23 protein-coding genes and 1 tRNA gene are annotated in these 22,211 nt (G+C 66.3%); 17 read left to right on the top strand and 7 right to left on the bottom strand.

Going from position 1 to position 22,211, the window contains the following annotated elements:
- Window position 1: 1 nt before the first annotated feature.
- Both IMZ29_RS00405 and IMZ29_RS00400 read right to left on the bottom strand, forming a co-directional pair.
- Window positions 2-1,681: a sensor domain-containing protein gene (locus tag IMZ29_RS00405; RefSeq protein ID WP_216179107.1), complete on the bottom strand. Its 1,680-nt coding sequence runs from the start codon at window positions 1,679-1,681 to the stop codon at window positions 2-4.
- 106 nt (window positions 1,682-1,787) lie between these two features.
- Window positions 1,788-2,477 (bottom strand): SOS response-associated peptidase, encoded by a 690-nt coding sequence (locus tag IMZ29_RS00400; RefSeq protein WP_216179105.1) that lies wholly within the window; start codon window positions 2,475-2,477, stop codon window positions 1,788-1,790.
- A 157-nt stretch (window positions 2,478-2,634) separates the two neighbouring features.
- Here IMZ29_RS00400 and IMZ29_RS00395 point away from each other — a divergent pair, with 157 nt between their 5' ends.
- Window positions 2,635-3,537 (top strand): acyl-CoA thioesterase, encoded by a 903-nt coding sequence (locus tag IMZ29_RS00395; protein WP_216179103.1) that lies wholly within the window; start codon window positions 2,635-2,637, stop codon window positions 3,535-3,537.
- Between the two features lie 89 nt (window positions 3,538-3,626).
- Entirely contained in the window at window positions 3,627-3,923 is a 297-nt protein-coding gene (locus tag IMZ29_RS00390) for a DUF1488 family protein (protein WP_216179100.1), read from the top strand.
- 93 nt (window positions 3,924-4,016) lie between these two features.
- Here the strand turns inward: IMZ29_RS00390 and IMZ29_RS00385 are convergent, their stop codons facing one another.
- On the bottom strand, window positions 4,017-4,808 hold the full coding sequence (locus IMZ29_RS00385) for a DUF4394 domain-containing protein (protein WP_216179098.1): 792 nt from the start codon (window positions 4,806-4,808) through the stop codon (window positions 4,017-4,019).
- A 196-nt stretch (window positions 4,809-5,004) separates the two neighbouring features.
- Between IMZ29_RS00385 and IMZ29_RS00380 the strand changes: the two genes are divergently transcribed.
- A tRNA-Val gene (locus tag IMZ29_RS00380) sits at window positions 5,005-5,081 on the top strand.
- A gap of 192 nt (window positions 5,082-5,273) precedes the next feature.
- On the opposite strand, the gene IMZ29_RS00375 is transcribed toward IMZ29_RS00380, so the two are convergent.
- A complete protein-coding gene (locus IMZ29_RS00375) occupies window positions 5,274-5,495 on the bottom strand; it encodes a hypothetical protein (RefSeq protein ID WP_216179096.1) in 222 nt (73 codons plus the stop codon).
- 393 nt (window positions 5,496-5,888) lie between these two features.
- On the opposite strand from IMZ29_RS00375, the gene IMZ29_RS00370 reads away from it, so the two are divergent.
- Window positions 5,889-6,092: a cold-shock protein gene (locus IMZ29_RS00370; protein WP_216179094.1), complete on the top strand. Its 204-nt coding sequence runs from the start codon at window positions 5,889-5,891 to the stop codon at window positions 6,090-6,092.
- A gap of 100 nt (window positions 6,093-6,192) precedes the next feature.
- On the opposite strand, the gene IMZ29_RS00365 is transcribed toward IMZ29_RS00370, so the two are convergent.
- Both IMZ29_RS00365 and IMZ29_RS00360 read right to left on the bottom strand, forming a co-directional pair.
- Window positions 6,193-8,205, bottom strand: a complete 2,013-nt coding sequence (locus IMZ29_RS00365) for a 4-oxalomesaconate tautomerase (RefSeq protein WP_216179092.1) — start codon at window positions 8,203-8,205, stop codon at window positions 6,193-6,195.
- Between the two features lie 24 nt (window positions 8,206-8,229).
- Window positions 8,230-9,195: a Bug family tripartite tricarboxylate transporter substrate binding protein gene (locus IMZ29_RS00360; protein ID WP_216179090.1), complete on the bottom strand. Its 966-nt coding sequence runs from the start codon at window positions 9,193-9,195 to the stop codon at window positions 8,230-8,232.
- A gap of 119 nt (window positions 9,196-9,314) precedes the next feature.
- Here IMZ29_RS00360 and IMZ29_RS00355 point away from each other — a divergent pair, with 119 nt between their 5' ends.
- From IMZ29_RS00355 to IMZ29_RS00295, 13 genes are all read left to right on the top strand, one after another.
- Window positions 9,315-10,235, top strand: coding sequence for a LysR family transcriptional regulator (locus tag IMZ29_RS00355; protein ID WP_216179088.1), 921 nt, complete (start codon window positions 9,315-9,317; stop codon window positions 10,233-10,235).
- A gap of 149 nt (window positions 10,236-10,384) precedes the next feature.
- Window positions 10,385-12,604, top strand: a complete 2,220-nt coding sequence (locus IMZ29_RS00350) for a TonB-dependent receptor (RefSeq protein ID WP_371820049.1) — start codon at window positions 10,385-10,387, stop codon at window positions 12,602-12,604.
- Between the two features lie 398 nt (window positions 12,605-13,002).
- The gene (locus tag IMZ29_RS00345; protein ID WP_216179086.1) at window positions 13,003-13,641 is read left to right on the top strand and encodes a proton-conducting transporter transmembrane domain-containing protein; all 639 of its coding nucleotides are present in this window, start codon (window positions 13,003-13,005) and stop codon (window positions 13,639-13,641) included.
- On the top strand, window positions 13,551-15,344 hold the full coding sequence (gene mbhE, locus IMZ29_RS00340; RefSeq protein ID WP_216179084.1) for a hydrogen gas-evolving membrane-bound hydrogenase subunit E: 1,794 nt from the start codon (window positions 13,551-13,553) through the stop codon (window positions 15,342-15,344). Before IMZ29_RS00345 ends, mbhE begins: the two co-directional genes overlap by 91 nt.
- Complete coding sequence (locus tag IMZ29_RS00335; protein ID WP_216179082.1) at window positions 15,341-15,751, top strand: MnhB domain-containing protein; 411 nt, start codon at window positions 15,341-15,343, stop codon at window positions 15,749-15,751. The genes mbhE and IMZ29_RS00335 overlap by 4 nt, the downstream gene beginning before the upstream one ends.
- Complete coding sequence (locus IMZ29_RS00330) at window positions 15,748-16,152, top strand: NADH-quinone oxidoreductase subunit K (RefSeq protein ID WP_216179074.1); 405 nt, start codon at window positions 15,748-15,750, stop codon at window positions 16,150-16,152. The genes IMZ29_RS00335 and IMZ29_RS00330 overlap by 4 nt, the downstream gene beginning before the upstream one ends.
- Complete coding sequence (locus tag IMZ29_RS00325) at window positions 16,152-17,675, top strand: proton-conducting transporter transmembrane domain-containing protein (protein WP_253206618.1); 1,524 nt, start codon at window positions 16,152-16,154, stop codon at window positions 17,673-17,675. The genes IMZ29_RS00330 and IMZ29_RS00325 overlap by 1 nt, the downstream gene beginning before the upstream one ends.
- A complete protein-coding gene (locus tag IMZ29_RS00320) occupies window positions 17,672-18,013 on the top strand; it encodes a Na+/H+ antiporter subunit E (RefSeq protein WP_216179072.1) in 342 nt (113 codons plus the stop codon). The genes IMZ29_RS00325 and IMZ29_RS00320 overlap by 4 nt, the downstream gene beginning before the upstream one ends.
- Window positions 18,010-18,312: an MrpF/PhaF family protein gene (locus tag IMZ29_RS00315; protein WP_216179071.1), complete on the top strand. Its 303-nt coding sequence runs from the start codon at window positions 18,010-18,012 to the stop codon at window positions 18,310-18,312. Before IMZ29_RS00320 ends, IMZ29_RS00315 begins: the two co-directional genes overlap by 4 nt.
- On the top strand, window positions 18,309-18,674 hold the full coding sequence (locus IMZ29_RS00310) for a cation:proton antiporter (RefSeq protein WP_216179069.1): 366 nt from the start codon (window positions 18,309-18,311) through the stop codon (window positions 18,672-18,674). Before IMZ29_RS00315 ends, IMZ29_RS00310 begins: the two co-directional genes overlap by 4 nt.
- Before the next feature lie 229 nt (window positions 18,675-18,903).
- Complete coding sequence (locus IMZ29_RS00305) at window positions 18,904-19,449, top strand: RNA polymerase sigma factor (RefSeq protein WP_216179067.1); 546 nt, start codon at window positions 18,904-18,906, stop codon at window positions 19,447-19,449.
- The gene (locus tag IMZ29_RS00300; RefSeq protein ID WP_216179065.1) at window positions 19,446-20,123 is read left to right on the top strand and encodes an anti-sigma factor; all 678 of its coding nucleotides are present in this window, start codon (window positions 19,446-19,448) and stop codon (window positions 20,121-20,123) included. The genes IMZ29_RS00305 and IMZ29_RS00300 overlap by 4 nt, the downstream gene beginning before the upstream one ends.
- A 180-nt stretch (window positions 20,124-20,303) precedes the next feature.
- The gene (locus IMZ29_RS00295; protein ID WP_216179063.1) at window positions 20,304-20,858 is read left to right on the top strand and encodes a fasciclin domain-containing protein; all 555 of its coding nucleotides are present in this window, start codon (window positions 20,304-20,306) and stop codon (window positions 20,856-20,858) included.
- A 206-nt stretch (window positions 20,859-21,064) separates the two neighbouring features.
- On the opposite strand, the gene IMZ29_RS00290 is transcribed toward IMZ29_RS00295, so the two are convergent.
- Window positions 21,065-22,177 carry a mechanosensitive ion channel family protein gene (locus IMZ29_RS00290; RefSeq protein WP_216179061.1) on the bottom strand — a complete coding sequence of 371 codons (1,113 nt, stop codon included), beginning with the start codon at window positions 22,175-22,177 and terminating at the stop codon, window positions 21,065-21,067.
- Between the last annotated feature and the right edge of the window lie 34 nt (window positions 22,178-22,211).

The following is a 22,211-nucleotide window of genomic DNA, read 5'->3' as shown; positions in this document are numbered from 1 at the left end:
CTCACGCTCCGTAGCGTGGCGTGAGCAGGGCGCGAATGCCCTCCGGTGCCAGAGGCTTCATGAGCCCGAAACCCTGGCCGAGTTCGCAGCCCAGCTCGCGCAGTAACTGCGCCTGCTCGTCCGTCTCGATGCCCTCGGCGGTGACGTGCATGCCCAGGCCGTGGGCGAGGCCGAGGATGGCGCGCACGATGGCGAGTGCGCGGGTGTCGTCCGGCAGATCCTTCACGAAGGCGCGATCGATCTTGAGCCGGGCCACCGGAAAGCGCGCGAGATAGGACAGGGACGAATAGCCGGTGCCGAAATCGTCGATGGCCAGACTCGTGCCCAAGCCGATGAGCCGCTCGAAGATCGCGCCGGCATCGACGCTGTCGTCCACCAGCACCCCTTCGGTGATCTCGAGCTCCAGCTGGGCGGGATCGAGGCCGGTGCGTGCCAGGACGTCCGCGACCTCCGCTGCGAAATCGCCCGAGCGCAGTTGTAGCGGTGACACGTTGACGGCCACGCGCGGAGCGTCCCGGTAGCGCACGTCCATCTGACGCGCGAAGCGGCAGGCGGCATCCAGCACCCAGCTGCCCAACGCGTCGATGAGCCCGGCTTCCTCTGCCAGTGGAATGAACACTGCGGGGCTCACCGGACCTCGGCGCGGACAGCGCCAGCGCACCAGGGTTTCGACCGCGACGATGCGACCACTTTGCAGATCGATCTCGGGCTGGAAAACGAGGTGCAATTGGCCCGCACTGACGGCGCGGGCCAGATCGCGGGTGAGCTCCCACCGCTCGCTCAGCGCCTCCTGCAGACGCCGCGAATAGGTGCGCACGCCGCTGCCGCCAGCCGCCAGGGCATCCGCGGCGGCAATGCTTGCGCGGTGCACGACGTCGGTGCCCGCCGTATCGTCGAGCGCGGCATGTCGATAGACGCCGATACAGACTTCCGGGCGGATGACCTGATCGCCGACACGAATGGGCTCGCCCAGTCCGGTCAGCAACGCCGCCGGCTCCGCAGGATCGTCGCCGGTCAGGGCCAGGAAGAATTCGCCACCACCCAGGCGCGCAGCCATGCCGTGCGTGCCGGCGACCTGCCGCAGGCGCGCAGCGGTGATCTGGAGCCCGGCCGCCCAGGCCGGCACCCCGCCTGAACGACGCAGACGCCCGCTGTCACGAACGTGGATGACGTAGGCCGTGAGCGTGCCGCGGTGCGCGCGCAAGGCGGCCAGGCGCAGGTCCAGGCGTTCTTCCAAGAGTTGTTGATTGGGCAGGCCTGTGGCGGCGTCATGGTGGGCCGCATACCAGACATTCTCGTTCGTCGCGGGCGCGGCGAAGGCATCCAGCGCGACGCCGATGAAGTGCCCACTGTCGTCGCCCACCGGCGCGACGCTTTGATGCAGGGTGATGAGGCTGCCGTCTGGTCGCCGGTAGTGCGATTCGCCGCTGAACGCCTGGTCGTCGCGCAACGTCCGCAGCCACGTCTGACGTCGGTGCGTGCGGCTGTCGCCGGGTTCCCACCGTGCAGGAAGGGTGCACTCGACGAGCGTATCAGCCCCTGCATCTTCTGTTGAAACGCCAAGCCAAGCGAGAAAACGCGGATTGGCCGCGAGCAGTTCTCCGTGTGCCGTGCAGAGAAAGATACCGCAGGGTAGACGGGTGGCCGGGCCGACGATGGTTGCGAGAAGGTCCAGGCGCATGGGCGCACACAGGTTCCGGGGAGGAGGTCCTGCATGATAGCGCCGGTCCACGTGTGTGCCGTGACGTCGTCATCCGCGTCACGACAAGTTGCGGCCTGCTCGCGGCTCAGCTGGCCGCGTCTTCCTCCATAGGTTCCAGCGCACGTGCGTCGTCGAAGGCAGGATCCTTGATGTCACCCGTCACCGGATGCCATTGAAAGGCCGGGGGCGGCAACAGCAACTCCATCGCGATCAACCGCGCCTGTTCGGCGGTGGTCGACGGATGCATCCACACATCGGCATCCTCGGCAGCGAGGATGACGGGGCGATGATCGCGCGCGGTGAGCAGGCCGTTGCCCGCCTGCGCGGTGATGAAGATCACACCACCCTCAGCGGCAGGGGCACCATCGTCGGCCAGGTCCGCGATGGCTGCGATGAACATGGGCGCATCATCCGGCAGGTGGATCCGGAACGGCAGCTCGCGGTCCTTCTCGCCTTGCCACTCGTACCAGCTATCGATGGGAACGACGCAACGGCCAGCTTGCCACAGCCGCTCGAAGGCCGGTTCGGTCAGCGCGTTCTCGACGCGGGCATCGACCACGGGTTTGCGACGTTTCCCGGTCGAGTGCCCCCAGCGCATGCGTTGCATGCGCGGGGTCCCGTCGGGCAAGCGATGGGCAATGCGCACCAGTGCGCCAGGCGCGAGATTGTAGCCCGGCACGACTGGCTCCAGACAGGTGTCCGGCGCGTCGGTGGGCCATCCCAGGGCGCCTGCATAACGAGCGCCGGGGGCGTATTGGGTGATGCGAACACACATGGTCGTCCTCCTGTCGGGTGGGCGTCGGCCGCCCGCCGTACCAAGCAACCGCCATGCCGCGGCCAGGCGCCGCGCGCCGATCCCGTATCATGCGAGACAGACCAAAGCCGTTGCCCGTGATCGGTCACGAGCGCAACGCGACGATTCGGAGAAGACGATGCGGGAAGAGTCCTGGCGCCGCACGGCGCAGACCTACGGCGAGCTCACCAGCATCCCGCCGCGCTACGCGGATGTGGACGTGATGCGCCATCTGAACAACGTGGCCGTGGGCGTGATGCATCTGGAAGCGCGCATGCGCTGGCTGATGCGCACCCTGGCCCCAGATGCCTGGCGTGCCGATGGCGTGCGGCTGCGGCCCCGCTGGCTTGCCACCGATTTCCTGGGGGAGGGGCACTACCCGGACGCCGTGGATGCCGGCGTGCGCTGCCTTCGCGTGGATTCGGAAGGCTGGGACATGGCGTCAGGCCTCTTCCAGCACGGCACGTGCTTCGGCACTCAGCATGCGCGGCTGTCCGCGTGGTGCGATGGTATGCCCATCGCGTTGCCCGACGCCATCCGGCACAGCTTGCAGGCAGCGAGCCAGCCGTTGGCGGGATCGGGATCGCCGACCCCGATGGCGCCGCGGCCCGAGATCGGCGATTTTGCCTGGAGTGTGTCCCTGCAGTCGCGGTTCGCCGACATGGATGCGGATGGCCACGCCGGCGAAGTGGCGCTGTCCCGCTACATGGAGACGGCCCGTATTCTTGGCGTGCGCGATGGCGTGCCTGACCTGTCGCGTGCCTTGCAGGCCGAAGGCATGGGGCTTGTCGTGGGCCGCGTCGAGATGACGGTGTTCAGCCTGCCGCGCCCGCCGCGCCAGTGGCACGCGGGCGTACGCATCTCGCGGCTGGGGACGGCCTCGTTTACCGTGCAATGTGCGCTTTTTGCGCGCGATGCCTGTGTGGCGGCGTCCGATACGGTGCTCGTGTCCATCCAGCGCGACGCCATGCGCGCCCGGGCGCTGCCCGAGACGGCGCGCGAGGCGCTCGCACCCCTGATCCAGACGGCGCTCGCCCGCTAGCGGCGGGCGCAGGAATACCGCATGCTGTGCCCGGCAGCATGGCCCCCGGGCCTTCCGCGCCCCCGTGGCGCGTCAATCTTGGAGGATGCATGAGCACGGAAATCGTCAAACAGAAGCCACCCGTCGTCATCAATGGCGTCGTGCAGTTCACGGCGCTGATGGGGGGCAGACTGAATCAGACGTTCGAGGTGTCCGCCGACGTGCTGGTCGAACATTTCGGTGCAGCGAGCCGGCGCGACGAGGATCTTCTCGAAGCGTTCCGTCGCGGCAAGACAGAAATCCTTGCCGCTGCCGCGCAAAGCGCGAATACCCCCGTCAATGACGTGATTACGCTCGGCACGGGTGATTTCGCGGGCGAGAACGACGACACGACGACATCCTCCTAGGCACGCTGCGTGCGGTCTTGCCGGTAGAAATGACAACGAGGCCCCGCGGGGCCTCGTTGTCATGGATCGCCGGATCCGTCGGGATGTAGAGGCTTACTGGGCCTTCATGCGCGGCACGGCGATGTCGATCACGTTGGACGGCATGCCTTCGATCTTGCCGACCGAGGTGGGTTTGCCGGTTTCCAGATCCACCGTGTGGAGTTCGCCGCCGGTCAGCAGGAAGGCCGTGTTGCCGCCCTTGCCATCGGACCAGATGTCGAAGGCGGCGCTCGTGATGCCATCCTTGATCTTGCCGCGCGTCTTCAGGATGCCGTCATTGGGGGGATCCTGCAGGAGCAGGGCGCCGCTGTTGGCGTCCACGTTCAGCAGCTGCGTGGCCTTCGTGCCGGCGTACGAGTTCGTGTAGGCGCCCGCCACCACCTTGGGGGTCTTGTCCTTCCACTCGCTGTCCGGGGCGTACGACAGCGTCTTGTCCTTCACGACTTCACCGGATTCCACGTTCACGCGGAAGTTCGTGCCGTCAGCCGCGATCAGGCGGAAGCGATCCGCGACCGGGTTGAAGCTTGCCAGCGCCCAGCCCGTACCCGGCAGCGCCTCGCTCAGCTTGGCGCCCGGCTTGGCCGTCGCCGTGGCGGGATCGATCGTATAGAGGACGTTGTCCTCGCCCAGCGCATAGAGCTGGCCGTTGGCGGGACGGATGTCCATGCCGCGCAGAGTCGTGTCGGTACCCTTGACCTTCCAGGTGCCGGTGGTCTTCTTGGCGTCGGTATCAAACTTCACCAACTGGTTGTCGGCGGTCAGGGCCCAGAGCTCGGCGGCACTTGCGGCCGAGATCCCGGAAACCAAAGCGGCAGCGCTGGCAATCAGCATGGCAGTTTTCTTCATGGCGACATCCTCTCTAAAGTCATACACAAGGGGGGAATGCGTAATACGCGACGAGCCCACCGAACACGGCGTTGCTCCCCACCTCGACAGTTACGCAATTCGCGGCCCCGTGGATGCGTTGCCTTGCAAAGCGTTGCATATTTCGTAGGGTGTTGACACGTCCAAAAGAAGAGGTTAATATTTCGTTCTCGGTTGCAGGCGGTTAGCTCAGTTGGTTAGAGCGCCACGTTGACATCGTGGAGGTCGTAGGTTCGATTCCTATACCGCCTACCAAAGGATGCCTGCCAACGTCGTAAGACGTTGCCAAAAACCCGCGTCACTCGTTGAGTGCGCGGGTTTTTTGTTGTCCTGCGTCGTGCTCCCCGACGTTGTGCAGGCAGCGTTGCCAGCGCGATCACGTCCCGGCGATGACGTGCATATACAGAACCGACGCGGTGCGCTGCCATACCTGGGTCGTTCACGTCCTCAAGAAGCCATTCGCGTCGGATACAGGGGATCGAAGAGTTCGTTCACGACCGAAGTGTCCGAGGATCCGGTCAGCCAAAGGGGGGTGCGCATGCTCATCTTTGCGCCCGTCACGTAAAAGTCGCCCACATCTGCCCAGCTTAGACCCCCGGAGGCTGCCGTCAGCGCATCGTCGCTCAGCACCGGGTTCGCTTGCTGGACCGCAGGGATCGAATCGGACATGGCGTGCTTCCTTTCTATGTGACCCATCGCTGAGCCGATGGAGCCACTGTAGGCTTGCCTGTCTGCCTCGCCTATGGCTCTGACGTGCCATGCTTTTTGCGTGGCGCGCATGCTGCGCGCAAGGCTGCCGGGCCGAGGCGTCAGCGCCCTAGGACGGCAAGGCGCGCAGCGCGTGCAAACCCGTTGCAAATCTCGTTTGGGAAAGCGTTGCAAATCTCGTTTGGGAAAGTTCGCATTCCCGCGTATAGTGTCGCCAGATTCTTCAAGTGTCGTGATCTGTTCGGCTGTCCGCTCGCGAACGGGTGCACCTTCCGGGGTGCGTCATTGCTGTCCATGTCCCACCTTGATTGTCTGTCCTGGACATCTGTCCGCTTTTACTTATCAAGGATTCTCATGGAAACCGGTATCGTCAAGTGGTTCAACTCCGAAAAGGGCTTCGGCTTCATCGTTCCTGACAACGGTGGCAAGGACCTGTTCGCGCACTTCTCCGAAATTCAAGGCTCGGGCTACCGCTCGCTGGAAGAAAACCAGCGCGTGAGCTTCACCGCCGGCAATGGTCCCAAGGGCCCGCAAGCCACGAAGATCACCCCCCTGTAAGTATCCGACTGCCCGCCTTCGCGGCGGGCGTCTGGAACGACGCGGGTAAAAGGGCCGAATCCTTCACGGGATTCGGCCTTTTGTCATGGGCGCTCGATGCTCACTCGACGGGCATGCTCAGCCGCAAGCCCGTCCGGCTGACGACGTCCTGCCAGGTTTCGCCTTCGCGCAGCAGCAGATCGTGCAGTTCGCCCGGGGTGGAAGTCTGCACGGTGGCGCCATCCTGCGCCAGCCGGGCCACCACGTCGGGATCGGCCAGCACGGCATTGAGTGCGGCGTTGAGGCGGCGCGTGACCGCGTACGGCGTCTTGGCCGGTGCAAAAAGGGCGTACCACTGCGTCATCGACAGCGCCGAAAGGCCAAGCTCCTGGAAGGTCGGTACATCGGGGCAGGCGGCGAGCCGCTCGGGGCCGGCCACGCCCAGGGCGCGCAGCCGATGGCTCTTCAGGTGGGGCAGGGCGGTGAAGAGACTGGGAAACATGATGTGGGTCGCACCGCTCGCCACATCGAGGATGGCCGGGCCCGCCCCCGAGAATTCCGTGCGGCGTAGCGACGTGCCCGTCTGCAGCTGAAAGAGCTCGGCGGCCAGGTGCGGCACGGTGCCCACGCCAGCAGAGGCGTAGGAGAATTGGGCATCCGATTGGCGCAGCAGTTGGATCAGGCCGGCAACATCCGTGATCGGCAGCGCGGTCGGGACGACCAGCAGCGTGGGTGAGAACCCGATCAGTCCGATGGGCGAGAAGTCCGCCACGGGGTCGTAGTTCAGCGCCTGCAGAGCGGGATTGATGCCGTGGGTTGCGATGTAGCCAAAGAGCAGGGTGTCCCCATCGGGCTTGGCCGCCCGTACGTAGTCGCAGGCTACGCTGCCATTGGCGCCAGCGCGGTTGTCCACGGCGATGCGGCGGTCCAGCAGGGGTTCCAGCTTGCTCACCAGGGTGCGCGCGATGGTGTCGTTGCCGCCGCCGGCGCTGGTGGGCACGATGATGTGCAAGGGTCGGGCAGCCGCGCGCCGCGGCGGGTCGGCGTCATCGGCGTCGCTGGGGAACACGTAGGGCGGCAGTTGCAGCAGGCCTTGCATGATCCGGCGTGCCGTGCGCACCAGGGCGGCACGCGTGACGACGACACCTTCGTCCTGACATTCCAGCGCGACGGCAATGTCGATCTGACCTGCCGGGTGCAGCACGCGCACGTCGTGCTGACCGGGCGTGCGCATGAGCCCGCTCGCCACGGTGCCGGGCAGGCAGAATGCCGTCGCCACCCCGATCGCGCCGGTCACGGCGTGCGATGCATGACACTTGTGCGGGGTGAAGTAGCGCGAGGTGATGCTGTCTGCCGAGTCACCTTCACTCACGAGTACGGGCTTGGGAATCACGCTGCCGGTGACGTCGCCCAGCCCCATCATGCGGCCGGCCTGCAGCCGCAGCGTTTCCAGGCGCGCCAGGAGATCTGCGTTGGCATCGAGCTCGGCAGGCCGCTCGCGGCCGGAGACGCCCAGATCGCTCGCGCGCACGATCATGAGCGGCATGGCAGCGTCGATGCAGGTCAGTTCGACGCCGTCGACGGCGTCGATCCGCTGGCCCGTCGGAAAGACGCTGCCCGTCACCGCGCCCCAGGCGTCGAGGAAGTTCAGCAGGATGGGGGCGGCCGTCCCGGCGACACCGTCGATGCGAGCGTCGCCTTCGTACGTCACCTTGCCGTGCGGCGTGCGCACCGTGGCGTCGATCTTGGCGCCGGTGTTCACGTTGAAGATCCGCACGGTGGTGGTGCCGTCGGTTGCCGGGATGAGCCCTTGTTCGATCGCAAAGGGCGCCACGCCCGCCAGCATGTTGCCGCAATTCGGGCGGGTGTCCACCGAGCGGTGTCCCACGCCGACCTGTGCGAAGAGATAGTCCAGATCGCAATCGGCATGGCGGGACCGCGACACGATCGCCACTTTGCTGTTGAGGGTGCTGCCGCCCCCCAGCCCATCCAGCTGCAGAGGGTCCGAGGCACCGATGGCCCCGATGAGGACCTGGTCACGGGCGGTCTCATCATCGGGCAGCCAGTCCTTCAGGAAGAACGGGCCTCGGGACGTGCCTGCGCGCATCAGGACACAGGGGATGGCGTGTTTCATCGACGGTCTCTTCGGGTGCTGCGGTCAGTTGATGGCGATGTTGGTCTTGGTGACGACGTCCTTCCAGCGCGCGAGCTCGGACTTCACCAGGTCGCCCAGCTCGGCCGACGTACTGAGTGCGACGTCGGCGCCGTGCTCCTTCATGCGGCGCACCACGTCCGGATCCTTCAGGACGGCGTTGAACGCCGCGTTGAGTTTTTCCACGACGGGCGCCGGGGTGTTGGCCGGGGCGAAGATCGCATACCACTGCTGCACCTCCACGCCGTCCACGCCGGCTTCCTTCAGCGTGGGGATATCGGGCATCGAGGGGGCGCGTTCCGGGCCGGCGATGGCGAGCGCCTTCAACTGGCCGCCCTTGATGTAGGGCGCGGCGGTGAACAGACTCGGGAACATGAGCTGGGTCTGTCCGCCCACGGTGTCGGTCATCGCGGGCGCCGAGCCCTTGTACGGGACGCCGAGCATCTTCACGCCGGCGTTGAGCTGGAAGAGCTCGCCCGCGAAGTGCGGCGCCGTGCCGTTGCCGGCCGTGGCGTAGGCGTACTTGTCCGGGCTGGCCTTCAGTTGCGCGACGAGGTCGCCCACATCCTTGATGTCCGCTTTCGGGTTGGCCACCATCACCGTTGGCGAGTAGCCCAGGAGGCTGATGGGCGTGAAGTCCTTGACCGGGTCGTAACGCAGCGTCTGCAGGGCAGGGTTCATCGCATGGGTGGCGATGTAGCCGAGCAGCAGCGTGTACCCATCCGGGGCGGCGCGCGCCACGGTCTCCGTGCCGATGGCACCGTTGGCACCGGCGCGGTTTTCCACGATGACCGATTGGCCCAGTAGCGGGCTCAGCTTCTGGGCCAGGGTGCGCGCGATCAAGTCGTTGCCGCCACTCGGTGCAGTGGGTACGACGATGGTGATGGCGCGCGACGGATAGGGTGCGGATTCACTCGCCAGGGCGAGCGTCGAGACGCACAGGGTGAGGGCGGCCAGGCCAATGCGGGTCATGGAGTGTCTCCGTGTTGTGTAGTGATGACGAGCGCATCTTATGGGGCGGGCGTTATTCGGTGAATTGCAAAGAAACGAAGCATTGATAGAATAAAAACATCAATCCCTGGGTCAGCGTCATGGCGTCTCCGTTCGATATCGACGATCTCCTGGCATTTCGCGCCGTGGCCGAGCTCGGCAGCTTTCGCAAGGCAGCCGAGTCGGTGCATTTGTCCCAACCGGCCTTCAGCCGGCGCATCGACAAGCTCGAACAGGCGCTCGGTGTGAAGCTGCTCGAGCGCACCACTCGCCGCGTGAGCCTGACCGTCGTCGGCCGCGATTTCGAGCGCCAGCTCCGGCAAATCCTCGATGCGCTGGACACCACGCTGCTCGCAATTCGCGGGGTAGCAGCCACGCGCATGGGGGAGGTGAACGTCGCCGCCGTGCCCTCGACCGTCAACTACTTTCTGTCGAGTGTGATCGCCCAATTCCATTTGCGCTATCCCAAGGTGCGCGTGAAGATCGTCGACGAGAGCGCGAACACCGTGCTGCACGCTGTGGCACGCGGCGAAGTCGATTTCGGCCTGAACTTCGTCGGTTCGCAGGAGGCCGATGTGGATTTCGAGCCGTTGATGGAAGAGCAGTTCGTGGCGGCCTGCCGGCGCGATCATCCGCTCGCGCGCAAGCGCACGGTGCGCTGGTCAGAACTCGCGCAATACGACTACATCGCAGCGGACAAAGCCTCGGGCAATCGGTTGTTGCTCGATCAGGCGCTGGCGGGCCTGCCGGATCAGCCGCGCAGCCTGTACGAGACGCGGCACGGCACGACGATGATCGGTCTGGTGGAGGCGGGGCTGGGGGTGGCGGTGGTGCCGTCGATGGCCATGCCGGCAAAGGATCACCCCATTCTCGCGAGCGTGCCGATCGTCGATCCGGTGGTCAAGCGCATGGTCGGGCTGATCCGGCGGAAGTCGACTGTGCTCAGCCCGGCCGCGCAGGCGCTATACGACCTGTGTGCGCAGATGCGGCAGGCCAAGCGCGGGCGCCGTCCCCGCGCCTGATGTCGGCTGTGCGACAACGCCGCTGAACGTCGCGCCGGCGCCACTTCGGGTATGACACTGTGTTTCTTATTGAGAATAAGTATTAGAATCGATAAAGTTTTTGATCGCAGCGCAGTCCTCTCAATCTTTTGACCCGGAAACTCTCCATCGTGAACTCCGTTCCCCTCCGCGGCGTGCCGCCTGTCGGGCTCACCACCCTGGCCCTATCGCTCGCGCTCGCCTTCGGCATGACCGTCACGCCAGCGCTCGCGCAGGAGCGCGCCGCGAGCTCGGGCACGCCCGCCGCATCCCCCGAGTCCGCACCGCCAGTGGCGCGGCTCCAGGCCGTGACGATCACGGGCGGCATCCTGGGTGATCTCTCTCCGGTGTATGCGGGCGGGCAGGTGGCCACGGGCGGCAGCCTCGGGCTGCTGGGGGCGGAAGACATCATGGACACGCCCTTCAGCACCATGAACTACACGTCCGAGTTGATCCACGATCAGCAGGCGCGCACGCTCGCCGACGTGATCGTGAACGACGCCTCCGTGCGCAACCTCACCAGCACCGGTGGCTTCGGCGAGGACTTCCAGATTCGTGGCTTTGCCGTCGGCAGTGGCGACGTCAGCGTGAACGGCCTGTATGGCCTGGTCTCCTCCAGCCGCGTGCCGGTGCAGATCCTGGAGCGGGTCGAGGTACTCAAGGGCCCCGGGGCGCTGATGCGCGGCATTCCGCCCAGCGGCTCGGTGGGCGGCGGCATCAACGTGGTCACCAAGCGCGCGGACGACGAGCCGCTCGCGCGCGCCACGCTGGGCTACATGAGCAAGTCGAACGTGACGGCGCAGGTCGATCTGGGCCGCCGCTTCGGCGAGGACAACGCCTGGGGCGTGCGTATCAATGGCGTCAAGCGTGGTGGTGAATACACGCTGCGCGGCGGCGACCAAGGCCTCGAAATGGGTGCGATCGGCATCGACTACCGGGGCGATCGCCTGCGCTGGTCCATGGATGCGATCCATCAGGGCGACGAGATCGAGGGTGTGCGCTCGCAGATCGGCTGGCTGTCCACGCTCACCGAACTGCCGGCGCCGCCGGACGGGCGCGTAGACTTCTATCCTGGCACGCGGCTCACGCAGCGCGACTCGACCATCATGTCGCGCCTGGAGTACGACTTCACCGACAACATCTCAGGCCACATCGGCGTGGGGTATCGCGAAGGCTACAACCGCCAGGTCTTCCCGGTAAACGTGATCAGTGCCACGAATCTGGGTCGCCAATCGGTGGATGCCAATGGCAACTTCTTCGTCAATACCACCTTCTACGATTCGTACAGCGAGACGCTGAGCACGGATGCGGGGCTCACCGCGCGTTTCCAGACGGGGCCCGTCGGGCATCGCGTGGCCTTGGGCGTGAGCTACCTGGACCAGGAGGCGGGCAACGCCTACACGCAGGGCGCCGGCGCCGTCGCTTCGAATATCTACAACCCGTCACATCTGCTGCCCGGGCCGTCGACGCGCCCTGATCCGGTCAAGGCGTCCCAGACTGGCCTCACCAGCTTCGCGATCTCGGACACGCTGTCCTTCGTGGACGATCGTGTGTTGGTGACCCTGGGGGCTCGTCGCCAGACGGTGGACGTGGACAGCTTCGCGGCCACCGGCGCCGTCTCCAGCGGCTACCGCGCCACGGCCACGTCCCCGCTCGTGGGCATCGTTGTCAAGCCCTGGGAGCACGTCTCGGTCTACGCCAACATGACCGACGGCCTCACGCGCGGCACGATCGTGGGCCCGACCTATGCCAACCGCGACGAGATCCTCGCGCCCTACAAGTCCCGTCAGTACGAGACGGGCGTCAAGGTGGACTGGGGCAACGTCATCACCAGCGCGGCCCTGTTCCAGATCGCCCGGCCCGCCGGCCAGGCCGACGACAACAACGTCTACGGCTACTTCGGCGAGCAGCGCAACCGCGGCCTGGAACTGGCCGCCTACGGCGAGGTGATGCCCGGCCTGCGCCTGATGGCGAGCGCGGCTTTCACACAGGCTGAGCTCACCAAGACGCAGAACGGTGTCAACCAGGGCAACCGTGCCGCGGGTGTGCCGGCCCGTACCTACAACCTGGGCCTGGATTGGGATACACCGTGGGTGGACGGCCTGAGCCTGAATGGCCGTGTCATCCGCACCTCGTCCCTGTATCTGAACAACCAGAACACGCTGGGCCTGCCTGGCTATACGCGCTTTGACGTGGGTGCGCGCTATCGCACGCAGATCGCCGGCAAGGACGTGGTGCTGCGCGCGAACATCGAGAACCTGGCCGACCGCCGCTACTGGCTGGCCTCGGGCTCGTTCGCGACGAACGCCGCTGGTCGCACCTACATGCTGTCGGGCTCGATCAGCTATTGACGTGCGTGATCCGGCACGCCTGCGCCGGATCCTCGACGGTGCGCCCGCTGAAGGCCGCCGTGCGTTCGATTCACCCCGGGGTAGACATGCCCCGGGTGAATCACGCTAGAATCGTGGTCGGGTTTCGGTCACACGCTGTGGCCGGGAGGTGTCATGCACTGGTCGGGCCGCCAGTGCGGGCTTGACCATACCGTGAACCCGTCTCCTACCTGGCGCGCATCGCTGTGCGCCTCGCGCCCTCGCTTTGGCCGTCATGCCGCGCTTTCGCCGATGACGTCCGGATCCCTTCCCAACGACGACAATCCGGTCCAGGTGCTGCAACCTCGGCTTGGTGTGCTTCGTCGCGCATGCGCGTATCGCGCACGCCCGACGCGCCGGATTGTGCCCGGAGGCCAATCTTGACTTTGATCACCCTGTTGCTCCTCGCCTGGGGCGGCGCCTTCCTGGGCTGGCGCCTCGCGCGCCTGCCGGGGCCATTGCGCTATCTGCCTTGTCTCCTGCCGCTCGGCTTCTTCCTTGTGTTCTTCGGATACACCGGTGCCATCGAGCGGGGCGAGGTGGTGCAGCACAGCCTGGCCTGGGCACCCACCCTGGGCGTCGATCTCGCCCTGCGACTCGATGGTTTCTCTCTGCTCTTCGCGTTGCTCATCACGGGCATCGGCACCCTGGTCACGATCTACGCCACCGCGTACTTTTCCGACGCCACGCCGAAGGACCGCTCGCGCTTTCTCTTCCTGATCCTGGCCTTCATGGCCGCCATGCTGGGCACGGTGCTCTCGGACAACCTGATCGCGATGTTCGTGTTCTGGGAGGCGACGAGCCTCCTATCGTTCCTGCTGATCGGGTTTGAAGCGCAGAAGCTGCAGGCGCGCAAGGCGGCGCTGCAATCGCTCATCATCACGGGTGGGGGGGGCTCGCGCTCTTTGGCGGGCTGCTGCTCATCGGGATGGCCGCCGGTTCCTTCTCGTACTCCGACGTGGTGGCCACGGCCGACACCTGGCTCTCGAGCCCCTGGACGACGCCCGCCATCATTCTGATCCTGGTGGGCGCGTTCACAAAGTCGGCACAGTTCCCGTTCCACTTCTGGCTGCCCCAGGCCATGGCGGCGCCGACCCCTGCGTCTGCGTACCTGCATTCGGCCACCATGGTGAAGCTGGGTGTCTACCTGCTTGCGCGCTGGGAATCGACGTTTCGCGAGGTGCCCTGGTACGGGCCGACGCTGGTGGTGATCGGCTCGCTCACCATGCTCATCGCGGCGGTCGGTGCCATCCGGGCCACCGGCTACAAGGCCGTGCTCGCGCAGTCGACGGTGGCCTCGCTCGGCATCCTGGTGATGCTGATAGGCCTGGACGGGCCGGTATCGGCCGTGGCCGTCGCGGGGTTCATCCTGGCGCATGCGTTCTACAAGGCGGCGCTGTTCTTTTGCGCCGGTACGGCCATCCATGCGACGCATGAGGCCGAGCTCGGCAAGCTGGGCGGACTCGCGCGCTTTCTGCCGGTCACCGCCGCTGCGGTGGTCCTCGCCAGCCTGTCCATGGCTGGGCTGCCGCCGTTCATGGGTTTCATCGCCAAGGAATATCTCTTCGAAGCGCAGCTGGAGAGTTCCTGGAGCGTGTTCCCGGTCGTGGTCGCGGTGGTCGTCAATGCCGTCATGGTCGCCGTGGCAGGCGTCGTCTCCCTGCGGCCGTTCTTCCTGCACCGTGATCGCATCTCGCATGTCTACCACGGCGAAACGCCCGGGCTGCTGGCAGGCCCACTCACCCTGGGCCTGCTCGGCGTGCTCGCCGGGCTCGTACCGGGTTGGTTCTCCGCGCATCTGCTGATCCCCGCGGCCGACGCACTCAACGGCGCGCCTGTCGATACCTACGTCTCGCTCTGGCACGGCCTCACCCCGATGCTGGCGCTGAGCGGCCTCGTGGTCACGCTGGGTGCCTTCCTGGCATGGCGCTGGGAGCGTTTCCATGTGGCGCTGGGCGGCGGTGAAGACGGGGGCCGGTTGAGTGCCGCGCGCCTGTACCAGGCCACCTTCGATGGCCTGCTCGGCGTGGCCCGTGGCTGCACCCGGTACCTGCAGAACGGGGACATTCGTCGCTACACGCTGATCACCGTGCTGACGCTCGTGGCGACCACGCTCTGGGCGCTGATCCGCTCAGGCAGTCTCGGCGCGCTGTCATTCGGTGGCCCGATCCTGCCGTTGCCGGCTGTGCTGCTCGTCTTCGGCGTCATCGGTGCCGTGGTGGCTGCCGTCAGCCGGTCGCTCGTCACCGGCGTTATCGGCGTGGGCGTCGTGGGTTACGGCTCTGCGCTCTTCTTCGTGCTGCACGGCGCGCCCGATCTGGCGCTCACGCAGTTCGCCGTCGAGACCTTGGTGCTCGTCGTCCTGATGGCCGTGCTGGTTCGCCTGCCGGCCCGCGCCGAGGTGACCCGCCGCCCGGGCGAGCGCCGGATCGACGCGATCGTCGCTGCGACGTTCGGCGTCGTTGTCTTCCTCGCGCTCACCAGCCTCCTTGCGTTGCCCTTCGATTCACGCCTGTCCGACTACTTCTCGGCCACGAGCTATGACCTCGCCCATGGCCAGAACGTCGTCAACGTCATCATCGTCGACTATCGCGCACTCGACACCCTGGGCGAGATCGCAGTGGTCGGCTTTGCGACCCTCGGCGTCTGGGCGCTGCTGCGCCGGCGCCGCGGTCGTCGCCCGGCCGCGTCTGCCGCCGTTGTGCAAGGAGCGAAACGATGAATTCCGTGATCTTCTCTGCGGCAGCGCGGCTGCTGTTCTGGGGCATGCTCCTCGCCTCGGTCGTCATCCTCTGGCGCGGCCATAACGAACCCGGTGGCGGCTTCGTCGGCGGCCTGGTGGCGGCCATGGCGTTCGGCGTGGTGGCGCTGGCCGACGGGGTCTCCAAGGCCCGGGCTTGGCTGCGCGTCCACCCGGTGGCGCTCGCCGGCGCGGGCGTCGTGCTGGCCGTGCTCTCGGGCTTGCCCGGCATGGCACTGGGGCAGGGCTTTCTCACGCATCAGTGGCTGATCTTCGACAGCGGCTTCAAGCTTGGCACGACGCTGATCTTCGACATCGGCGTGTACTGCTCGGTCATGGGTGGCATGCTCTGCCTGGTCTTTCGCCTGTACGACGAGGACGAAGAATGAATCTGATCTATGCGGCGGGCATCTCCGCCATCCTGGCCGTTGGCCTGTATCTCCTGTTGTCGCGTCACGTCGTGCGCATGATCTACGGCGTCATGCTGATCTCGGCGTGCGTGAACCTCGTGATCTTCCTCGCCGGGCGCATCGGCGCCAACGCGCCGCCGGTGATGGCCGCGGGCGAGACGATGCTCGCTGAGGGCGCGGCCAATCCATTGCCGCAGGCGCTGGTACTCACGGCCATCGTGATCGGCTTCTCGCTGGTGGCCTTCGTCGTGGCGCTCGCCCTCAAGACGTATCGTCGCCTGAATACCCTGGACCAGCGTGCGCTCGGTGAGGCCGAGGCGCTGGGCAGCCCGTATGTCGATGCACGGCCGCACGCCGGTGCCAAGGAGGCGGGCCGGTGATGGACACGTTGCAAACCTACGCCGTGCTGTGGCCGGTCCTGGTGCCAATGGCCGCCTCCGGCCTGTGCATGATGCTCTGGCATCGGCCCAGCGCGCAGCTCGCGGTGCATCTGGCCGCGCTCGTGCTCATGCTGCTGGCATCGCTGGCGCTGCTGCGCCAGGTGATGTCGGACGGCATCCTCGCGCTCTCCTTCGGTGGCTGGGCGCCGCCCTTTGGCATCAGCTTCGTGGCAGATGGGATGGGCGCGGCGATGGTCGTCGTCACCGGCGTACTCGCCATGGCGATCGGTATCTTCAATCTCGCCAGCACGCGGCAGCGTCACGTCCACAACGGCGTGTATCCGCTTCTGCTGGGCATGCTGGCAGCCGTCAATGGCGCCTTTCTCACGGGCGACATCTTCAACCTGTACGTCTGGTTCGAGATCATGCTGATCACGGCCATGGGCTTGCTCGTGATCGACAAGACGCGCGCGCAGCTCGATGGCGCGCTGAAGTACGCGGTGCTCAACCTGCTCAGCACGCTCGTCTTCCTCTTGGCGATCGGCATCCTCTACGGGGTGGCCGGGACGCTGAACATGGCGGACCTGGCGCGCGTGTTGCCGCAGATGGAGAACAGCGCGGCGCTGGTGGTGTGTGCGGCCCTGTTCCTGATCGGTTTTGGCATCAAGGCCGGCTACTTCCCGATGTTCTTCTGGCTGCCGGCGTCGTACCACACGATGTCGATCGGGCTGCTCGCGATCTTTGCTGGTCTGCTGACCAAGGTCGGCGTCTACGCGTGTTTTCGTGTGTTCTCGCTGCTCTTTGCCGGTGGGGAAGGGCTGCGCGAGATCATCGCCCTGATGGCAGCGGGCACCATGCTCTTCGGCGTGTTCGGCGCGGCGGTGCAGTGGGACGTGCGACGCATCCTGGCGTTTCACATCATCAGCCAGATTGGCTACATCCTGCTCGGGCTCGCCGTGGGCACAGCGGCGGCCTTCGCAGGCGGCGTCTTCTACATCGTCCACCACATCATCGTGAAGGCCAATCTCTTCCTGGTGGCAGGGGCCATGTACCGGATCACGGGCACCTACGATCTGCGCCGCAGCGGCGGTCTGGTGCGCAGTCACCCGCTGCTCGCATGCCTCTTCGCCATTCCCGCGCTCTCGCTCGCGGGCATTCCGCCGCTGTCGGGCTTCTGGGCCAAGTTCATGGTGATCGATGCGTCGTTCCGCGGTGGCGCAGCCTGGCTTGCCGGGGTGGGCCTCTTCGTGGGCCTGTTGACGGTGTTCTCCATGAGCAAGATCTGGATCGAGGCGTTCTGGAAGCAGCCGTCGTTCGAGCGCCAGCAAGTGCGCCGTGTGCCGCTGCCCATGCTCGTGAGCATCGCCGCGCTGGGCGCCATCACGGTGTGGATCGGTTTGCAACCCGAAACGCTCGTGCAGTTCTCGCAGCAAGCGGCAGCCTCGCTGGTCGACCCCGCGGGCTACCAGGCGGCCACCTTCGCTGAATCCGGCGCTCCGGCGCCTGTCACGGGAGCACCATGATGGGACGCACCTTCCGCCGCGTGCGCGCGAGCCTGATCCTGTCAGCCGTTTTCCTGCGCGAGCTCGCGCTGTCGTCATGGTCTGTGGCGAAAGCCGCCTTTGCGCGCGACCAGCAGCTCTCACCCGCCATCATCGCGATGCCGCTGCGGCTGCGTACGGACATGGGGATCGCCACGCTGGCCAACCTGGTCTCGTTGACGCCAGGCACCACGTCGCTCCATGTGAGCGCTGATCGCTCGACGCTGTACGTGCACTGCCTGGATGCGGCGGATGCCGAGGCGGTCATCGCCGGCATCCGGCGCACGTTCGAAGATACGCTTCTGGAGATTGAAGGATGATCGAAAGCCTGGGCCAGATCGGCCAATGGGTCACGACGGCCTCGCAGATTCTGCTGGCGTTGATCGCCGTGCCGCTCGGCATGACGTTGCTGCGCATGTTGCGCGGTCCGGCATATGCCGATCGCTTTGTTGCGCTGGACATGCTGACCGGCGTGGCCGTTACCGCGGCCGCGCTGGCCTGCGCGGCCAGCGGCCGGCGCGAGTTCCTGGACGTCGGGCTGGGTCTGGCGGTGTTCGGTTTCGTCGGCACGTGTGCGCTCGCCGCCTTCCTCGAACGTCGCAAGCGGGGGCAATCATGATGCTCGTTCTCACCGTCGTCGCGCTGCTGCTCAAGGTCGTCGGCTTCGTATTTCTTTTTGCCGCCGCCCTTGGCCTGCTGCGGTTCTCCGATCCGCTGCAGCGCATGCATGCCTCCACGAAGGCCGGCACGGTCGGTGCCGGCCTTACCGTGGCGGGCGCCGCGCTTGCCAGTGGCGACGCCACAACCCTCGGCGTGGCCGCGCTCACCATCGTCTTCCTGATCTTTACCGTGCCGGTGGCAGGGCACATGCTGGGCCGGGCGATCTATGTTTCGGGCGCCAAGCTGCACGGCATCGAAGGCAAGGACGCCCTGAAGGGCGTCATCGAGCAGGAAGCCGCCCCTCGGCGCCACCCGGACTAGCGCCTGCCGTAGCCTGGCGTTGCTTGCGCGAGCCAGGGGAGACTAGACCGTGGGCCATCGCCGTGGGTGCCGCCGTGGGGTGGCATCTCCCGGGGCCGGCTTGTCTGTCACGCAAACGCCCGGCCGACGCGCTGGCGTATGATCGGGAGCCTTCCCGCCGTTTTTCTCGTGAGATTTCCGACGATGGTCCATCGACGCTCCACCGCCGCGCCCTCGATCGAGGGCGACCATGGCTGACGCCGCCCGCCTGCAGGTCTTGATCGCCGGTTGCGCCCGCGCCGAGCAGCCCGCCCTGGCCGAGCTCTACCGAGCCACCGCACCGCATCTGTTTGCGCTCGCCACCCGTATGTTGAGACGGAGGGACCTGGCAGAGGAAGTGATCCAGGAGTGTTTCGTCAGCGTGTGGGACAACGCGCATCGCTATGCCGCCGATGAGGGGCAGGTGATGACGTGGATGACTCGCATCGTGCGCAATCGCTGCATCGACGTGCTGCGTCGGCCGGACCGCGAACAGGCGGATCCGGATGGCGAAATCACCGATGCTTGGGCCGACGAGGCGCCGGGCCCTTTGGCGAGACTCGAATCCTCGCGCGACGGGGCACGTCTGGCCGAGTGTCTCAAGCAGCTGGTGGGACAGCAGCGCATGGCGATCGCGTTGTCGTTCTTCGAGGATTTGAGTCATAGCGAGATCGCAGCCCGCATGACGGCGCCGCTCGGTTCGGTCAAGAGCTGGGTGCGGCGTGGTCTGGAGCGGTTGAAAGGATGTCTGGGATGAACTATCGAGATCCTGAGTTGCGCGACAAGCTGGCGGCCGACTACGTGTCGGGCGTCATGCGCCGTGGCGCACGCCGGCGCTTCGAGCGGCTGCTACGTGACGACGCAGACCTGCGCCGCACGGTGCTCGCCTGGGAAGAGCGGCTCTACCCGCTCATCGAGGCCTTGCCGCCCGAGATGCCGCGTGACGAGGTCTGGCAGAACATCCGTCGCCGGTTGCGCGCCCGTGATCGAACGCAGTCGGCCTGGGGGTTCAGCGGAGTCAATTTCTGGCGGGTGCTCTCCGGCGGGCTGGCCGCAGCCCTCGTGGCAGTGGTGGTCACCGGGCAGCAGGTGGCGCCCGAATCGGCGCCCACCATGGCCGTGCTGCAGGACGGCGAAGCGCGGGCCGGGCTGGTGGTGGCGGCCATGCCCGATGGTGCCGTGCGCGTGCATGCGCTCGCGTCGATGTCACGTCCGGAAGCGGGTCGCGTGTTCGAACTCTGGGGGCTGCCGGCCAGCGGAGCCCCGCGATCGCTCGGCTTGCTGACGCCAGAAGGGCGCATGGCGCAGGCCAGCACCATGGACACGTCAGCGTTCACCGGCCTGGCCGTCAGTGTGGAGCCCACAGGTGGCTCGCCTACGGGTGCACCCACCGGTCCGGTGATCCTGTCCGGCAATCTGCTGCATCTGTAGTCGTCTACGCCTCCCATAGAAGGCCCGCTTCGGCGGGCTTTCGTCGTTTGGCGTGCACACTGCGACAGTCGTGGGTTTGTCAGCACATTTTCGTGTAGATGGGCTGCAACGATGCATCCATTCGCGCCGATGCCGCGTATCTCTCAGTGCAGGCCAACACATCCTCTCTAGGAGACTTCCATGAAACGCGCCATCCCCGCTGTGATCTTCTCCGCTACCCTCATGGCCTGCGCGGCCATGGCAGCCGACAACGTGAACGTCGGCGGCCAGCCCATGCTGCCCACCAAGGACATCGTCGACAACGCCGTGAATTCGGCGGATCACACGACGCTCGTGGCGGCGGTCAAGGCGGCGGGACTCGTGCAGACCCTGAAGGGCGCTGGCCCGTTCACGGTGTTCGCGCCCACGAACGCCGCCTTCAACAAGCTGCCCGCCGGCACGGTCGACACCCTCGTCAAGCCCGAGAACAAGGCCACGCTCACAAGCGTGCTGACCTACCACGTGGTGCCCGGCCGTTACGATTTCGACACGATGGCCAAGGGCATTCAGTCGAGCGGCAAGGGCGTGCTGGAGTTGAAGACCGTGAACGGCGCACCGCTATGGGTCATGGCCAATGGCAAGCACAACCTGACGCTCAAGGACGGCAAGGGCAATGTCGCGAACATCAGCACCTACGACGTCTATCAGTCCAACGGCGTGATCAATGTCATCGACACCGTGCTCATGCCCAAGTAAGGCCGCGAGCCGCCGCCGTCCCTGGCGGCGGCTCAGCCCGGTGGCGTGGCCCTGCCCGCGTCGTGTGACGTGGCGCCGTCGGCGCGCCGCAGGTCGCCACGTGAGAGCCGGGTGGTGGATCCCGTAGGCACTCAACGGCGAGTGGCGTCCTCATGAATGCGGCGTTCCTCTGCGGAGCAGCGTCGCGCTCGTGCGCCGCCGGCGGGTCACGCGCCCACGCCGGCGCCCAGCGCGCTGCTCGTGCCTGGTCGCGTGGTGGCTTCGGCCGTCTCTGCACGCAGGCGGGGCAGCCCTTCCGGATACTCACGGGCCACGAAGGCTATCATGGCTTCGCGAATGGCACAGCGCAGGTCGAATGCCGTACCGGAATCCTTGGCGCTCACGAGCAGGCGGATCTGTGCGGCGCGCTCGCTGGTCTCCGTCACATGCAGCACGCACACGCGACCGTCCCAGAGCTGCGAGCTTTTGACGATGCGCTCGAATTCAGCCCGCACGGCCGGGATAGGCACACCGAAATCCAGCCACAGGAACACGGTGCCCAGGATGCTCGCCGAGCGATGCGTCCAGTTCTGGAAGGGGTTCTCGATGAACCAGCGCAACGGCACGATCAGACGTCGCTCATCCCAGACGCGCACCACGACGAAGGTGCCGGTGATTTCCTCCACCCGGCCCCATTCGCCTTCCACGATGAGCACGTCGTCGATGCGGATGGGTTGAGACAGTGCAATCTGCAGCCCGGCGATGAAGTTGCCGAGCACCGGCTGAGCGGCGATACCGGCGACCAGGCCGACGATGCCGGCCGAGGCGAGCAGGCTGGCGCCGATCTGACGGGCACCCGGAAGCGTGAGCAAGGCGAAGGACAGCCCGATCAGCCCGAGAACGAACATGGCGCTGCGTACCAGCACCCGGGTCTGTGTGAGTACGCGACGGGCCTTGAGATTGTCGGCGACATCGTAGGGGTTGGCCTGGATGACCGTATTGCCCACCGCCTGCACGCAGCGCATGGCGAGCCAGGTGAGCGTGGCGATCAAGGCGATGCCCACGACATACGACGCGCCCGGCACGAACGCCAGCTCACGTGGAGCACCGGTGAGCACGACGCGGATGCCCAGCAGCGTCAGCGCCAATTGCGAAGGCCCGTACGCCAGCTTGAGCACTTCCTTGACGAGTGGACGGTGCCGCGTGACGCGCCGAAGAATGCCGTGCACGATGCGGTGAAAGACGTAGGCGATCAAGGCAGCCACGCCGCAGAAGAGCAGGATCAGCAGCCAGGCAGCAAGGGTTTCCTGGAGCGCAGGCGATAGAAAGCCGACATGCATCGAGGGATCTCCGTGTGGGCGGGGGCAGGGCGGC

Source organism: Verticiella alkaliphila (assembly GCF_018904615.1).
GTDB classification, from domain to species: domain Bacteria; phylum Pseudomonadota; class Gammaproteobacteria; order Burkholderiales; family Burkholderiaceae_B; genus Verticiella; species Verticiella alkaliphila.
The sequence above is the reverse complement of the archived record's forward strand: the minus strand, read 5'-3'. Positions and strand labels throughout refer to the sequence as shown.

What these genes read in the sequence shown, in the direction of transcription:
- IMZ29_RS00390 (WP_216179100.1), top strand. Translation starts at nt 3,627, where the DNA reads ATGAGCACGGAAATCGTCAAACAGAAGCCACCCGTCGTCATCAATGGC.
- IMZ29_RS00370 (WP_216179094.1), top strand. Translation starts at nt 5,889, where the DNA reads ATGGAAACCGGTATCGTCAAGTGGTTCAACTCCGAAAAGGGCTTCGGC.
- IMZ29_RS00395 (WP_216179103.1), top strand. Translation starts at nt 2,635, where the DNA reads ATGCGGGAAGAGTCCTGGCGCCGCACGGCGCAGACCTACGGCGAGCTC.
- IMZ29_RS00405 (WP_216179107.1), bottom strand. Translation starts at nt 1,681, where the DNA reads ATGCGCCTGGACCTTCTCGCAACCATCGTCGGCCCGGCCACCCGTCTA.
- IMZ29_RS00365 (WP_216179092.1), bottom strand. Translation starts at nt 8,205, where the DNA reads ATGAAACACGCCATCCCCTGTGTCCTGATGCGCGCAGGCACGTCCCGA.
- IMZ29_RS00360 (WP_216179090.1), bottom strand. Translation starts at nt 9,195, where the DNA reads ATGACCCGCATTGGCCTGGCCGCCCTCACCCTGTGCGTCTCGACGCTC.
- IMZ29_RS00355 (WP_216179088.1), top strand. Translation starts at nt 9,315, where the DNA reads ATGGCGTCTCCGTTCGATATCGACGATCTCCTGGCATTTCGCGCCGTG.
- IMZ29_RS00375 (WP_216179096.1), bottom strand. Translation starts at nt 5,495, where the DNA reads ATGTCCGATTCGATCCCTGCGGTCCAGCAAGCGAACCCGGTGCTGAGC.
- mbhE (WP_216179084.1), top strand. Translation starts at nt 13,551, where the DNA reads ATGGCCGCCGGTTCCTTCTCGTACTCCGACGTGGTGGCCACGGCCGAC.
- IMZ29_RS00300 (WP_216179065.1), top strand. Translation starts at nt 19,446, where the DNA reads ATGAACTATCGAGATCCTGAGTTGCGCGACAAGCTGGCGGCCGACTAC.
- IMZ29_RS00330 (WP_216179074.1), top strand. Translation starts at nt 15,748, where the DNA reads ATGAATCTGATCTATGCGGCGGGCATCTCCGCCATCCTGGCCGTTGGC.
- IMZ29_RS00305 (WP_216179067.1), top strand. Translation starts at nt 18,904, where the DNA reads ATGGCTGACGCCGCCCGCCTGCAGGTCTTGATCGCCGGTTGCGCCCGC.
- IMZ29_RS00385 (WP_216179098.1), bottom strand. Translation starts at nt 4,808, where the DNA reads ATGAAGAAAACTGCCATGCTGATTGCCAGCGCTGCCGCTTTGGTTTCC.
- IMZ29_RS00290 (WP_216179061.1), bottom strand. Translation starts at nt 22,177, where the DNA reads ATGCATGTCGGCTTTCTATCGCCTGCGCTCCAGGAAACCCTTGCTGCC.
- IMZ29_RS00325 (WP_253206618.1), top strand. Translation starts at nt 16,152, where the DNA reads ATGGACACGTTGCAAACCTACGCCGTGCTGTGGCCGGTCCTGGTGCCA.
- IMZ29_RS00400 (WP_216179105.1), bottom strand. Translation starts at nt 2,477, where the DNA reads ATGTGTGTTCGCATCACCCAATACGCCCCCGGCGCTCGTTATGCAGGC.
- IMZ29_RS00310 (WP_216179069.1), top strand. Translation starts at nt 18,309, where the DNA reads ATGATGCTCGTTCTCACCGTCGTCGCGCTGCTGCTCAAGGTCGTCGGC.
- IMZ29_RS00335 (WP_216179082.1), top strand. Translation starts at nt 15,341, where the DNA reads ATGAATTCCGTGATCTTCTCTGCGGCAGCGCGGCTGCTGTTCTGGGGC.
- IMZ29_RS00295 (WP_216179063.1), top strand. Translation starts at nt 20,304, where the DNA reads ATGAAACGCGCCATCCCCGCTGTGATCTTCTCCGCTACCCTCATGGCC.
- IMZ29_RS00315 (WP_216179071.1), top strand. Translation starts at nt 18,010, where the DNA reads ATGATCGAAAGCCTGGGCCAGATCGGCCAATGGGTCACGACGGCCTCG.
- IMZ29_RS00320 (WP_216179072.1), top strand. Translation starts at nt 17,672, where the DNA reads ATGATGGGACGCACCTTCCGCCGCGTGCGCGCGAGCCTGATCCTGTCA.